The following is a 12,849-nucleotide window of genomic DNA, read 5'->3' on the forward strand; positions in this document are numbered from 1 at the left end:
CAGCGTGCGCCTTACGATTGGCAAGGCAGAAGCCGGGGGCGCGGGCTCTCGGCTTTTTGTATACAATGGCGGCTTCCTCACCCAAAAGCGCCTGCGCCGTATTCTGTCGCTCAAAGGCTACGCGCTGTCGTTGGGCGTGCCGCAGGTCGGTGATCTGGTTGGCATCTGGGGCAATTCCCCCACTGCGCACCGCGGTCGCAAAATGGCAAAGGATCACAACGTCGACCTTTTGCGGGTAGAAGACGCCTTCCTTCGCTCGGTCCTGCCCGGACGCGCAGGCAGCCCTCCGCTTGGACTATTGCTGGATCGTACGGGACTGCATTTCGACCCCAAACAGCCAAGTGATCTGGAAACGCTGCTGGCCACGGCCCCTTTGGATGACAGCCATATGCTGCGGCGCGCCCGGGGGCTGATTGACCGGCTGCGTGATCTGAACCTGTCAAAATACAACAACTTTGTGCCAGAAGCCGCGGTTCCGGACCCCGGTTATGTGCTGGTGGTGGACCAGACCCGCGGCGATGCCTCTGTGCGCGCCTCCGTTCCCGAGGCCGAGGGCGCTGATCTGGCAAGGTTTCGCGAAATGCTGGTCTTTGCCCAGCAGGAACACCCGGGCGCGCGTATCCTGATCAAAACCCACCCGGAAACACGCGCCGGTTACCGTCCCGGTTATTTTACTGAAAAGGATGCCCAGGGGCGCATTGAGCTGTTTGACGCGCCAGTCTCGCCCTGGGAGCTGATGGACGGCGCAATCGCGGTCTATACCGTGTCTTCGCAAATGGGATTCGAAGCAATCCTGGCGGGTCACAAACCGCGTGTTTTTGGCCAGCCGTTCTATGCGGGATGGGGTCTTACTCAGGATGAATTCCCGCTGGACCGTCGCCAGCGCACACTGACCCGCGCTCAGATATTTGCAGGCGCGATGATGCTGTACCCCAGCTGGTACGATCCGTTTGAAGACAGCCTGTGCGAGCTGGACCGCGCGATTGACATTCTGGAGGCCGAGGTACGCGCCTGGCGGCAGGATCGCGCGGGGTGGGTCGCCTCTGAGATGCGCATGTGGAAGCGCAAACCTTTGCAGGGGTTCTTTGGCCGATACAAGACCATGAGCTTTGCCGAAAACCCCGAAGATGCCCGTAGCAGCGGCAAGAACTGGATGGTCTGGGCCGGCAAAGCAACCGAGGCCCATAAGGGGGCCTGGCGGGTCGAGGATGGCTTCCTGCGTTCGCGGGGGTTGGGGGCGGAACTGGTTCCGCCATTGTCGCTGGTGCTGGACCGGCAGGGAATTTATTATGACCCCACGCAGGCGTCAGACCTGCAGGATCTGATTGCAGCGCGGCAGGACATGACGCCGGAAGAAGAACGCCGTGCCGAGGCGCTGGTGATGCGCCTGGTTCGGGGAAGCCTGTCAAAGTACAATCTGGGCGGCGCAGTGCCGGAGCTGCCCGAAGGACACCGGATTCTGGTGCCCGGGCAAGTGGAGGATGATGCCTCGATCCTGAAGGGGACAGGGCGCATCCGCACCAACCTGGACCTTCTGCGCCGTGTCCGCGCCGGAAACCCGAAGGCTGTGATCATCTATAAGCCGCATCCCGATGTGGAAGCAGGCTTGCGAACCGGCAAGATAACCGTTCCGGAGAGCTTGGCAGATGTGGTTGCCCATGGGGCCGATCCGATGGCGTTGCTGGATCACGTGCAGGAAGTCTGGACGATGACGTCGCTGTTGGGGTTCGAGGCCTTATTGCGCGGCGTCAAAGTGACCACACTTGGCGCGCCATTTTATGCAGGCTGGGGGCTGACACGGGATCTGGGCACGGTGCCCACAGTGCGCAAGGCACGGCCAAAGCTGCTCGGCTTGGCCCATGCTGCGCTGATAGATTACCCGCGTTACTTTGACCCAAAAACCGGTCTCCCCTGCCCTGTGGAAGTGGCGGTGGATCGTCTGGAAAGCGGCGATATTCCACGCCTTGGGCTTGCCAACCGGAGCCTGGCAAAGCTTCAGGGTTTCTTTGCCTCCCACGCCGCGCTGTGGCGGCGCTAGGCTCGGCCGACCGGGTTCAGACCTTTTCCTGACGCCGCACCCAGCGGTGCATGATGTCAGCCCCCACCGGGCGGACCTCTTCCAACACATAGCGGGGCGCCTCCTGGAGGCGTCCAAGCCCCAGCGCCCCAATAGAGGGCAGACCTTCGGCACCGATCCCCAAACCTGCGGTAAAGCCAATCAGCTCATCCACCAGATCAAAGGCCAGAAGGGAGGCCGCCAAAGCTGATCCGCCTTCGCAGAACACGCTGTTCAGACCTGCATCTCCCAATTGGCGCAGGATGTCATTCGGATCCAGTTGCACGCCATGAACCGCACAGGGCAACAGTTTTGCGCCAAGTCCTTGCCACACCTGAACCCGCTCTGCTGCGGCCCCGGAGCCATGGCACAGCCATACGGGAATGTCCTTGGCCGTGCGGGCAAGCTGGCTCATGAGAGGCAAGTCCAGATGGCGCGACACAACAACCCGGACCGGCTGATGAGAGACCCCCATATCGCGTACCGTCAGGGAGGGATCATCCGCACGCGCGGTCCCCGCGCCGACCATCACTGCGTCATGACGCATCCGCATCGCATGTACGGCGCGACGGGCTTCGGGGCAGGTGATCCATTTGCTTTGACCGGACCCGGTGGCAATCCGTCCGTCAAAGGAGCTGGCCAGTTTCAGAGTGACCCAAGGCCGCCCCTGTTCAATACGGCGAAAAAACCCGGCCAGATCCCGGGAGGCAAGATGCGACAGGACACCGGTTGTAACCTCGATCCCAGCGCTGCGCAGCATACGGAACCCCTGCCCGGCGACCCGTGGGTCGCTGTCTTCAATCGCAGCAACAACCCGCGCGACACCGGCCTTGATCAACGCGTCTGCACAAGGTGGCGTTTTGCCATGATGCGAACAGGGTTCCAGCGTCACATAAGCCGTTGCCCCACGCGCCCCCTCTCCGGCCTGCGCCAAGGCCACAGGTTCGGCATGGGGGCGCCCGCCCGGTTGCGTCCAGCCGCGCCCGATGATCCGCCCGTCCTTGACGATCACGCAGCCCACAGCCGGGTTAGGCCAGCATTTACCCATGCCGCGCCGCCCAAGAGACAGCGCCAGCGCCATAAACCTTTTATCCGTATCACTCACGCCAGAGACACCCGAATTGGGGGAAAATCAGCCGAAGGTTCAGCCGTCTTCCGGTGGCACGTCGGGCCGCAGCTCATGCACGAAATCTTCGAAGTCATCCGCAGCCTGGAAATTCTTATAGACGCTTGCAAACCGCACATAGGCCACGGTGTCAATGCGCGCGAGCGCTTCCATCACAATCTCACCGATTTTGCTGGATGGGATATCCGTCTCTCCCATGCTTTCCAAACGGCGCACGATGCCGGAAATCATCTGGTCAATCCGCTCCGGTTCAACCGGGCGTTTCTGCATGGAGATCCGAATAGACCGTTCCAGCTTGTCGCGATCAAAATCTTCGCGCCGACCATTGGTCTTTACAACCACAAGATCGCGCAGCTGGACCCGTTCATAGGTGGTGAACCGCCCCCCGCAGGACGGGCAGAACCGGCGTCTGCGAATGGCGACGTGATCCTCGGCGGGGCGAGAATCCTTTACTTGTGTATCAACATTTCCACAAAATGGGCAACGCATCGGCCTGTCCCCCCAACCTTTTCCAAACGGAAAATTTGTGCTCTATTTGCCTTGGTTATCCACAACTATAGGGGAGCCGCTAGGGTTTGGGTAGTGGTGAAATGAACTCTCTATACTTAGAGGGAAAACCGCCGAAATTCAGGCCAGATGTGCAAAAATCCGGCGGCTGTGCGGGGCATCACGATGTTCAAACAGGAAGACACCCTGCCAGGTTCCCAGAACCAGCGCGCCGGCACTTACCGGAATTGTGAGGCTGACCGGCAGAATGGCCGCCTTGATATGGGCAGGCATATCGTCCGGCCCTTCATAGGTGTGGCGCAGGTAGGACATTGAGGGATCTGACGAAGGCGGGACCAGCCGGGAAAAAAACGCCAAGAGATCCGACTGGACCTCTGCATCGGCGTTTTCCTGGATCATCAGCGAACAAGAGGTGTGGCGCACAAACAGGGTCAGCAATCCGCTGTCGACGCCGCTTTGTGAAATCCACTGCTGGAGGGCACGGGTAACCTCATAGGTTCCCTGACCATGTGTCTGAACTGAAAATTCCTTTTGCATCATGCGCTCTGCTCTCCGCCAACGAACCGATCGGGCCGGGCTCTAGTCCCGAAACAGGGTTGGGAAACGCCGACAGCTATAAAAGGCTGAATTCACACTCATGTCTCGGCCAACCGTAAGCGTTCCAACAATCCGAACAGATTTGTCCAAGGGTTTAACGCCTGCCGCCACTGGGTCCAGGGTAAACAGAACTGCATCCCTGCTGTTCGTTACTTCAGCAGGGCCAAGCCCGCGCGCAACATATATTTTTTGATTCCAGGGCGTCTTTTTAACCCGGCGAAGGTAGTCCCCGACCGCACACCAATAATCTTCCAGGCCTGCATTTTGGGTAAAGCCTCCCACTTCGATCAGTGCAGCGTCTCGCTCTGCCACGCGCATATGGTTCTTTGCACGAAACGTGCCCTCAACCGCAAAGGCCGGAAGTGCCAGACATGCCGCAACCACGGCCGCCGCAAAGGATGAAAAACGAAGAGACATAATAAACTTCCTCCTGTGGCCAACAGAAATATGTGGACCCTGGCCGTTTGGGTGGTAGTGCAACAAGGGCCGACGGGATCGGCCAACATATTTTCGTCTGCACTGTTACACCTAGATATGCATGAAACGGCACCGAATAAACCCGGATCACAAGCCTGTGCTGAAAATTCAAAATCGCAACTTTGGACAATAAAAAAAGGGGCTTTGACCCCAGCGTCGGCACATTATTACGGCACCGTAAATAAAAAATGTCGCGTTTGGCAGTACGGTCTGAGCGAACCTTGGCAGATGCTGCACCGAAACCGCGGTCAATAAGCCAAGATTACCCGGCGCACATCGCTTTTGGGAAAGGGATGATCTCTGCTGTATGACCGTTGCCCAACGCTTGCTCCAGTATCGACAGAACTGCCGGGTTGGGTTCTTCGCCATCTTCGTTGTGGAACCTGCGACGCGCCCGTTCGCGCAGCATGCTGCGTGTCTCCTCGCCGCCCATTCTTTGAAGACGCTCACCTTCTTCCAGCATACAGGAGACCAAGAACTCGTTTGCGACAACAAGATTGTTTAGCACTTCGATTTTGCGGTCCAGAGCTCCCAGAGCTTCGTTCGCGTTGGTGTACACCATTTTGCTAACCCCCAGAATGTTCTAATAATGTGTTAAGTTTAGAAAACCATAGCACGCCGTTTTGCCCCCGCAATCCGCCAGCCTGGTGTCATTAGACGAACCATATATATACCTTTGGAGCGGGTCTGCAGCGAAGGGCGAGAGGTTTAACGAAAAATCAACGAAATTTTCTAGTTTGCCGTGAAGCTGAGCGGAGTACGCACACATCGGCGAACAGAAATTTCTGTTTTTGATGGGGCGCGCCTAGCTGGATCCGAATCCCTGCTTCACAAATCGCGCGCGCATGGTGCCATCTGGCAGAAGACATTGGGACCTGCGCCCAAAGAGGCGGTAGCGATTGCGCGCCACCAACCCGTAGGCCGGATCTTTGAACCACCCCGGCAAGTAACGCACAAACTGGAGCAAGGACATCGGCCCCCGCAAACGCGCAGAAATGGCCGCGACGGCGTCCAAACGCAGAAACGCTTGTCCATTGGATAGCACCACCATTGTCTCCATATCGTCCGGCGACAGGTCCAAGCTGCGATAGATCTGCTGCCCATAGGGCGATTGCGCGGTGGCAAACTGGAAATGTTGCGCCCGGTCCCGGTCCAGCACCCATCGAAAGAGCCGAGAACACAGGATACAGTAGCCATCAAAAACAATGACATTCTCGGCCGGAAGATCCCTGGGATGTTTCAGTCCCAAGTGTACGTCTCGCTGTCGAAGATCTGACCTGCCGCCTGCTTTGCATCAAAAAGGGGCATCGGGTAGCCTGAGGTCTCGACACTGCCCGGATCGCAGGTCAGCTCTGCCAAGGTTTTCCCGCCCTGCTCGACCAAGAGGCCCCCGGACACTTCCGGCGCCCGTGGGTCGCGCTCCTGAGCGTAATAGACGCGATAAAAAACGCCCGCATTTTCAAATGAGAGCTGCTCCCAGATCGTCCGGCTCACTCCGGGCCAGGGATACATGTCCACCTCAACAACACCGCGCACCAGCTGAAGGTCCGGCTCGCGTCCTCGTTCCCCAAAGCGATAGGAAACCTGAGTGTCAAACATGCAGGTCTGCACTTGCTTGCGACCGCCCTCAAAGGTGCAGGACACAAGGGTTTCACTGCCGTCTGGGCAGGCAAAAGCAGGCGAGAACGACAGGCATAGACCAAACAAGAAAAGACGCATGAAATTCTCCAAAAGAAAAAGGCGCCCCAAAGGGCGCCCATGTCTTTCAAACCGGATTTACTGATCCAGGAAACTGCGCAGCTTGCGGCTGCGGCTGGGGTGCTTCAGCTTCCGCAGCGCCTTGGCCTCGATCTGGCGGATCCGTTCGCGGGTCACGCTAAACTGCTGGCCCACTTCTTCCAATGTGTGGTCGGTGTTCATGCCGATGCCAAAGCGCATCCGCAGAACCCGTTCCTCACGCGGGGTAAGAGATGCCAGAACCCGGGTCGTGGTTTCCTTGAGGTTTTCCTGAATGGCGCTGTCCAAGGGCAGCACGGCATTCTTGTCCTCGATGAAATCGCCCAGCTGGCTGTCTTCCTCGTCCCCGATCGGGGTTTCCAGAGAGATCGGCTCTTTGGCGATTTTCATCACCTTGCGGACTTTTTCCAGCGGCATTTGCAGCTTTTCCGCCAGTTCTTCCGGCGTCGGCTCGCGGCCGATTTCATGCAGCATCTGACGGCCGGTGCGGACCAGCTTGTTGATGGTCTCGATCATATGGACCGGGATACGGATCGTGCGGGCCTGATCCGCGATAGAGCGGGTGATGGCCTGACGGATCCACCAGGTCGCATAGGTGGAGAACTTGTACCCCCGGCGGTATTCAAACTTGTCCACGGCCTTCATCAGGCCGATGTTGCCTTCCTGAATAAGGTCGAGGAACTGCAAACCGCGGTTGGTGTATTTCTTCGCAATCGAGATCACCAGGCGCAGGTTGGCTTCGACCATTTCTTTCTTGGCCTGCCGGGCTTCTTTTTCACCCTTTTGAACCTGTTGAACGATGCGACGGAATTCCGAGATGTCCAGACCGACATACTGACCAACCTGAGCCATATCGGCGCGCAGGCCTTCGACCTTGTCGGTGGAGCGTTCGATAAACATCTGCCAGCCGCGACCCGGCTTTTGTGCCATATCCGACAGCCAGTTCGGATCCAGTTCGCGGCCCCGGTAGGCCTCAACAAACTCACGGCGGTTGATGCGGGCCTGGTCAGCCAGTTTCACCATGGAGCTGTCAATCGACATCACCCGACGGTTGATCCCGTAAAGCTGGTCGATCAGCGCTTCGATCCGGTTATTATGGAGGTGGAGCTCATTCACCAGCAGTACGATTTCCGAACGCAACGCCTGATAGGTCGCCTCATCGTGCTGCGAGAACGAGCCGTCTTCGTTCAGGGTTGCCGAAATCCGGCTGTCCTGCATTTCCGAAAGCTGCGCATAGTCGGATGAGATGCGTTCCAGCGATTCAAGGACACGATCCTTGAGCGCGGCCTCCATAGCGGCCAAGGACATATTGGCCTGCTCATCTTCATCGTCGTCGTCGTCGTTGTTCAGGATCGGGTTGCCGTCTGCGTCCAGCTCGGGCTGGCCCTCTTCCTTGGGCTTGGCAGTTTTGACAGCAGAAGGATCAATGACCGGCTCTTCCACGTCGCCGTCCTCATCAAGCTGGTTGCCAAAAGTGGCTTCCAGATCGATTACGTCACGCAACAGGATGTCTTCGGACAAAAGTTCGTCGTGCCAGATGGTGATCGCCTGAAACGTCAGTGGGCTTTCACAAAGCCCGGCGATCATCGTGTTACGGCCTGCCTCGATCCGCTTGGCGATCGCAATCTCACCTTCGCGGCTCAGCAGTTCGACCGATCCCATCTCGCGCAGGTACATGCGAACGGGATCATCGGTGCGATCCAGCTTCTCAGCCCCGGCCCCAGCGACGGCAACCTCACGGTTGGATTCAGTCGCCACGAGATCGGTGGAGCCTTTATTCTCCTCCTCCTCGGCCTCTTCATCCTCGATGATGTTGATCCCCATCTCGGACAGCATCGACATAACGTCTTCGATCTGTTCCGAGCTGACCTGATCCGGTGGCAGAACCTGGTTGAGCTGATCATAAGTGATGTAGCCCTTCTCGCGGGCCTCCGCGATCATCTTCTTGACCTGGGTCTGGCTCATATCGAGCGAGATTTCGGCGTCCTGGTCGTCAGGTTTGCGGTCGTCAGTGTCTTTGGCGGCCATTCAATGCTCCTCACACGGGGCTAGTTCCGGGGCAATTCTGATTCGGTGTCCCGAATCATTAGCGCGAAGTTTTGATTCGTCACCCCGTTTACCCAATTTTCTTTTGTACTTCCTTAGCAAAACGTCCGTTTTACGGGCGGCTTCATTTTTTAGAGAAGCCGATTCGGTCCAAGAGGGCTCCAAAGCTGTCTCTTTCCTCTCGGTTTAACCGCACCCCGTTGTCCGCAACATCGTAGTTCGCCCGATCTTCGCTTTCGCTGCGCACCGCCTTGTTGCGGGCCTCAGCAGCCTGGCTCAAACGCCAGGTCACAGCTTCATCTTCGAGCGCACGGATATCGTCGGTCGCCTCAGCCAGTTCCACATCCAGTCCGCGTGCGGATTCAAGTTTTGCGATTTCCTCTCCCAGCACCAGCCGGGCGGTTTCTTCATCGCCGGGGTTGCGCACGCCTGCACTGATAGCCACATGGCGTAGGCCCATAAGGTTTTCAAGGGCATGAGGGCCCAAATTATAGTCGATTTCATCCCGGAGCCGATCCGGCGTATCAATCCCGACACGCAAAACCAGATCGCGCAGGACGGAATGATCGCCATCTTGGCATTCCAACCGATCCAAATTGCTTTCGTATTCAGCAATGATGGAAGGTGTCGAAATCAAAGTGGCCAAAACCACCGCCTCCCGCATGCGCGCAAAGGCCCGTTCATCGGCGCTCATCAACAAAGACGCACGGGTGGTGGAAACGGGGCCAGCCGGTGCACCACGCCAGGGGGTGCGGCTGCCATCGCGAAATCCTCCGCCACGCGGGGCACGGGGTTTGAACCCACCCGGCCCCTGCCCGCTTGTCCGGTTCCCACGGAACAACTGCCAGCGCAGTTCCTTGATGTCTTCACCGTAATGGCTGCGGATGGAAGGGTCGCGGATCAGCTTGATCTTCTCGCGCAGGGCCTTGTCGAGCGCGGCTTTGCGTTCAGGACTGTCAAAGATTTTGCCTTCTGTCTCACGCTGCCACAACAGGCGCACCATCGGCATTGCCTTGTCCAGCACGGCCTGCACGGCTTCTGCCCCATCCGATCGGATCATATCGTCGGGGTCCTTGCCGTCGGGCATAATGGCAAAGCGCAGCGATTTACCGGCCTCAAGCAAGGGAAGCGCCATGTCGATCAGACGCATCGCAGCGCGTATCCCGGCCTTGTCCCCATCAAGCGCAATGATCGGCTCATCCGACATCTTCCACAGCATCTGCAGCTGATTTTCCGTGATGGCCGTGCCAAGAGGGGCAACCGAAGCGGTAAAGCCACCTTCGGCGAGCGCAATCACATCCATATATCCTTCGGCCACAATCAGTGGCGCATCCCGCCCCGAGGCCGCACGGGCAGGACCATGATTATAAAGGCTGCGCCCCTTGTCGAACAATTCCGTTTCTGGAGAGTTCAGATATTTGGCATTGTCATCCGGATCCATGGCGCGCCCGCCAAAGGCAATTGCGCGACCACGGGCATCGCGGATCGGGAACATGATCCGGTTGCGGAAGGTGTCATAGGGTTTGCCGCCCTTGTTCGAGGGTTTGGCAAGCCCGGCCCCGATAATCAGGTCGTCGGGGATGTTTTTACCGCGCAATGCATCCCAGAGGTTCTGCCAGCCATCAGGTGCAAAACCGATTTCCCAGCGTTCCAATGCTTGAGGTGTCATTCCCCGCCGTTGCAAATAGGCGCGTGCCGCATCTGCACGACCGGTGCGCAATTGCAGCCGGAAATACTGTACCGCCTGCTCCATAACATCGGCCAGCATGCCACGGCGATCTTGCTTCTCCTGCGCGCGGGGATCTCGCTTGGGCATTTCCAGCCCGGCCTCCCCGGCCAGGATTTCCACAGCCTCCATGAAACCCACGTTCTCGGTCTCTTGCACGAATTTGAGCGCGTCACCTTTGGCCTGACAGCCGAAACAGTAATAAAACCCTTTGCGGTCCTCTACGTGAAATGACGCGGTCTTTTCATGGTGGAACGGACAAGGCGACCAAAAGTCCCCCTTGCCCGGCTGACTTTTGCGCTGATCCCACGTGACCTTGCGTCCCACCACATCAGAGAGGCTGATCCGGTTGCGCAGTTCATCAAGAAAGCCGGGCGGCAGGGACATGGTGTATCTGGTCGTCCTATAATGTCAGTAAAATCAATTCGATGGTTTCTGCAAATCTTTTTGCAGTTTCTGGATCTGGTCCCAATTGGCGAGACACTGTTCTTGGAACACGGCTCCAAGGTCCACGCCGCGCAGGTCGCTGCGTTTCTGAGCATAGACATGTTTGACCAACTGGGGAATGGCTTTGGAATATTGTTCGGGCCATTCAGGTTCAGCGGCGAGGATCGTCTCTTCTGCCTGATCCTCTTTGACCCGCTTCAGGCGGGCGTCCTGCACGGCGGCCATAACCAGGCCTTGGTAGCGGCAGCTGTCTTGCTTGCTGTCCTGGGCCATACCGGCCGTCGCAAAAATGGGAAAAGCAAGGGCAGCTGCACAGGTCAGGCGCAGGGCGGCAGAAGATGCACGCATCATAAGACGGCTCCGGGAATCAGTTGGTGGTCAAAGGAGATTACCCGCGCAGCAGTGCCACCGCCACGGCGTAATTTCCAGCCGTGTCTGAAACAAAGACTGCGCGCCAGAATGTCTGGCGCGCGGTCGAATTTTAGGATGCACCTAAAAAGGTCAGAGACCTTTGGCGCGGTAACTCTTGGCCACCTTGTCGATGGAAACCAGATAGGCCGCTGTGCGCAGGTCATCCACGTCATCGCGCGCATGCCAGGTTTCGCTCATGGCTTGGTAGGCGATGCGCATTGTGTCATCGAGACCCGAGCGCACCAGTTCAAGCTCATCCGCGCCGCGCAGATAGCGTTCCTTGAATTTACCATCCAGCGTCCAGGTATTCCCCATGGATGCAGACAGCTTTTCAAGTTCGTCCACCACCAGCTGGTGGCGCGCCTCTTCCTGACGACGTTGCATACGACCAAACCGGATGTGGCTGAGGTTTTTGACCCATTCGAAATAGGAAACGGTCACACCACCCGCGTTGGCATACATGTCTGGAATAATCACGCAGCCTTTCTTGCGCAGGATGTCATCGGCACCCGCGGTAACCGGGCCGTTTGCAGCCTCGATGATCAGCGGAGCCTTGATACGTTCGGCATTGGACAGGTTGATCACCCCTTCCAGAGCCGCCGGGATCAGGATGTCACAGTCTTCTTCCAGAAGAACCGCGCCGTTTTCCACATATTGACCGTTGGGATACCCTTTGACGCCGCCATGGGTCGCGATCCAATGGTGCACCTCGTCGACGTTCAGCCCGGTTTCACAGAACAAGCCGCCATCGCGCTCGATAATACCGGTGATCACGCTGCCATCTTCCTCGCCCAGGAATTTTGCCGCGTGGTAGCCCACGTTACCAAGACCCTGAACGATCACACGTTTGCCGTCGAGTTTTCCCGACAGGTTGGCAGCTGCCACATCCTTGGGATGACGGAAAAACTCGCGCAGGGCGTATTGCACGCCGCGGCCGGTTGCTTCGACACGGCCGGCGATACCACCCGCATTCAGCGGCTTACCGGTGACACAGGCACGACCGTTGATATCGGTTGTGTTCATGCGCTGGTATTGGTCCGCAATCCAGGCCATCTCGCGCTCACCGGTGCCCATGTCAGGCGCAGGCACGTTCTGGGCCGGGTTGATCATGTCGCGCTTGGCCAGTTCGTAGGCAAAGCGACGGGTAATCAGCTCCAGCTCATGTTCTTCGTATTCGCGAGGGTCAATACACAAGCCACCTTTGGAACCGCCAAAAGGCGCTTCAACCAAGGCGCATTTATACGTCATCAGCGCAGCCAGCGCTTCGACCTCGTCCTGGTTGACGCCAAGGGAGTACCGGATCCCCCCCTTGACCGGCTCCATATGTTCGGAGTGAACCGAACGATAGCCTGTGAATGTGCGGATTTCGCCCCGCAAGCGTACCCCAAATCGCACTGTATATGTAGCGTTACAGACGCGAATTTTTTCCTCTAGCCCCGGAGCCAAGTCCATCAGGGCAACGGCCCTGTTGAACATCAAGTCCACACTCTCACGGAAGCTGGGTTCTTTTTGAAGGTGCATTCCACCTACTCCAACGTTTTAAGACGACTCACTGCTTCATGTTAGGAAGTGTGAGCAAAGAAACGTTTACACTTTGCCAATTTTTTAGGCAATTTAAGAAAAACGCTCGGAAGCTTCTTGCTGATCCTCGATTCGCAAAACCACCAACAAACTTGGTTGAGCAATTGGAAACAGCATGCAGCTTGACTGCCAAATTGT

Annotated in this window: 12 protein-coding genes; 1 reads left to right on the top strand and 11 read right to left on the bottom strand. The window is 57.7% G+C overall.

Annotated features, from left to right (window positions below; all coding sequences use genetic code 11):
* The first annotated feature begins 4 nt into the window (after positions 1–4).
* The gene (locus tag ACXAEW_RS00750) at positions 5–2,038 is read left to right on the top strand and encodes a capsular polysaccharide biosynthesis protein (protein WP_474939486.1); all 2,034 of its coding nucleotides are present in this window, start codon (positions 5–7) and stop codon (positions 2,036–2,038) included.
* Positions 2,039–2,054: 16 nt separating this feature from the next.
* On the opposite strand, the gene ribD is transcribed toward ACXAEW_RS00750, so the two are convergent.
* From ribD to ACXAEW_RS00805, 11 genes are all read right to left on the bottom strand, one after another.
* On the bottom strand, positions 2,055–3,161 hold the full coding sequence (gene ribD, locus ACXAEW_RS00755; RefSeq protein ID WP_474939487.1) for a bifunctional diaminohydroxyphosphoribosylaminopyrimidine deaminase/5-amino-6-(5-phosphoribosylamino)uracil reductase RibD: 1,107 nt from the start codon (positions 3,159–3,161) through the stop codon (positions 2,055–2,057).
* Positions 3,162–3,200: 39 nt separating this feature from the next.
* Positions 3,201–3,671 (bottom strand): transcriptional regulator NrdR, encoded by a 471-nt coding sequence (nrdR, locus tag ACXAEW_RS00760; RefSeq protein WP_474939488.1) that lies wholly within the window; start codon positions 3,669–3,671, stop codon positions 3,201–3,203.
* A gap of 138 nt (positions 3,672–3,809) precedes the next feature.
* Positions 3,810–4,226, bottom strand: a complete 417-nt coding sequence (locus tag ACXAEW_RS00765; RefSeq protein WP_474942975.1) for a secondary thiamine-phosphate synthase enzyme YjbQ — start codon at positions 4,224–4,226, stop codon at positions 3,810–3,812.
* A gap of 42 nt (positions 4,227–4,268) precedes the next feature.
* On the bottom strand, positions 4,269–4,703 hold the full coding sequence (locus tag ACXAEW_RS00770) for a hypothetical protein (protein ID WP_474939489.1): 435 nt from the start codon (positions 4,701–4,703) through the stop codon (positions 4,269–4,271).
* 322 nt (positions 4,704–5,025) lie between these two features.
* Positions 5,026–5,325: a hypothetical protein gene (locus tag ACXAEW_RS00775; RefSeq protein ID WP_474939490.1), complete on the bottom strand. Its 300-nt coding sequence runs from the start codon at positions 5,323–5,325 to the stop codon at positions 5,026–5,028.
* 243 nt (positions 5,326–5,568) lie between these two features.
* Entirely contained in the window at positions 5,569–6,012 is a 444-nt protein-coding gene (locus ACXAEW_RS00780) for a thiol-disulfide oxidoreductase DCC family protein (protein WP_474939491.1), read from the bottom strand.
* Entirely contained in the window at positions 6,003–6,482 is a 480-nt protein-coding gene (locus tag ACXAEW_RS00785) for a hypothetical protein (protein WP_474939492.1), read from the bottom strand. The genes ACXAEW_RS00780 and ACXAEW_RS00785 overlap by 10 nt, the downstream gene beginning before the upstream one ends.
* A gap of 57 nt (positions 6,483–6,539) precedes the next feature.
* Positions 6,540–8,528 (bottom strand): RNA polymerase sigma factor RpoD, encoded by a 1,989-nt coding sequence (gene rpoD, locus ACXAEW_RS00790; protein ID WP_474939493.1) that lies wholly within the window; start codon positions 8,526–8,528, stop codon positions 6,540–6,542.
* Between the two features lie 142 nt (positions 8,529–8,670).
* Positions 8,671–10,659 (bottom strand): DNA primase, encoded by a 1,989-nt coding sequence (gene dnaG / locus ACXAEW_RS00795; protein ID WP_474939494.1) that lies wholly within the window; start codon positions 10,657–10,659, stop codon positions 8,671–8,673.
* A gap of 33 nt (positions 10,660–10,692) precedes the next feature.
* The gene (locus tag ACXAEW_RS00800) at positions 10,693–11,070 is read right to left on the bottom strand and encodes a hypothetical protein (protein WP_474939495.1); all 378 of its coding nucleotides are present in this window, start codon (positions 11,068–11,070) and stop codon (positions 10,693–10,695) included.
* Between the two features lie 150 nt (positions 11,071–11,220).
* The gene (locus ACXAEW_RS00805; RefSeq protein ID WP_474939496.1) at positions 11,221–12,651 is read right to left on the bottom strand and encodes a Glu/Leu/Phe/Val family dehydrogenase; all 1,431 of its coding nucleotides are present in this window, start codon (positions 12,649–12,651) and stop codon (positions 11,221–11,223) included.
* Positions 12,652–12,849: the final 198 nt, after the last annotated feature.

This window comes from Epibacterium sp. ABZ3_068 (assembly GCF_056159265.1).

Excerpts from the sequence above, each read along its gene's own strand:
- ACXAEW_RS00805 (WP_474939496.1), bottom strand. The coding sequence starts at position 12,651 with ATGCACCTTCAAAAAGAACCCAGCTTCCGTGAGAGTGTGGACTTGATG.
- ACXAEW_RS00775 (WP_474939490.1), bottom strand. The coding sequence starts at position 5,325 with ATGGTGTACACCAACGCGAACGAAGCTCTGGGAGCTCTGGACCGCAAA.
- ACXAEW_RS00765 (WP_474942975.1), bottom strand. The coding sequence starts at position 4,226 with ATGCAAAAGGAATTTTCAGTTCAGACACATGGTCAGGGAACCTATGAG.
- dnaG (WP_474939494.1), bottom strand. The coding sequence starts at position 10,659 with ATGTCCCTGCCGCCCGGCTTTCTTGATGAACTGCGCAACCGGATCAGC.
- nrdR (WP_474939488.1), bottom strand. The coding sequence starts at position 3,671 with ATGCGTTGCCCATTTTGTGGAAATGTTGATACACAAGTAAAGGATTCT.
- ACXAEW_RS00785 (WP_474939492.1), bottom strand. The coding sequence starts at position 6,482 with ATGCGTCTTTTCTTGTTTGGTCTATGCCTGTCGTTCTCGCCTGCTTTT.
- ACXAEW_RS00770 (WP_474939489.1), bottom strand. The coding sequence starts at position 4,703 with ATGTCTCTTCGTTTTTCATCCTTTGCGGCGGCCGTGGTTGCGGCATGT.
- ACXAEW_RS00800 (WP_474939495.1), bottom strand. The coding sequence starts at position 11,070 with ATGATGCGTGCATCTTCTGCCGCCCTGCGCCTGACCTGTGCAGCTGCC.
- rpoD (WP_474939493.1), bottom strand. The coding sequence starts at position 8,528 with ATGGCCGCCAAAGACACTGACGACCGCAAACCTGACGACCAGGACGCC.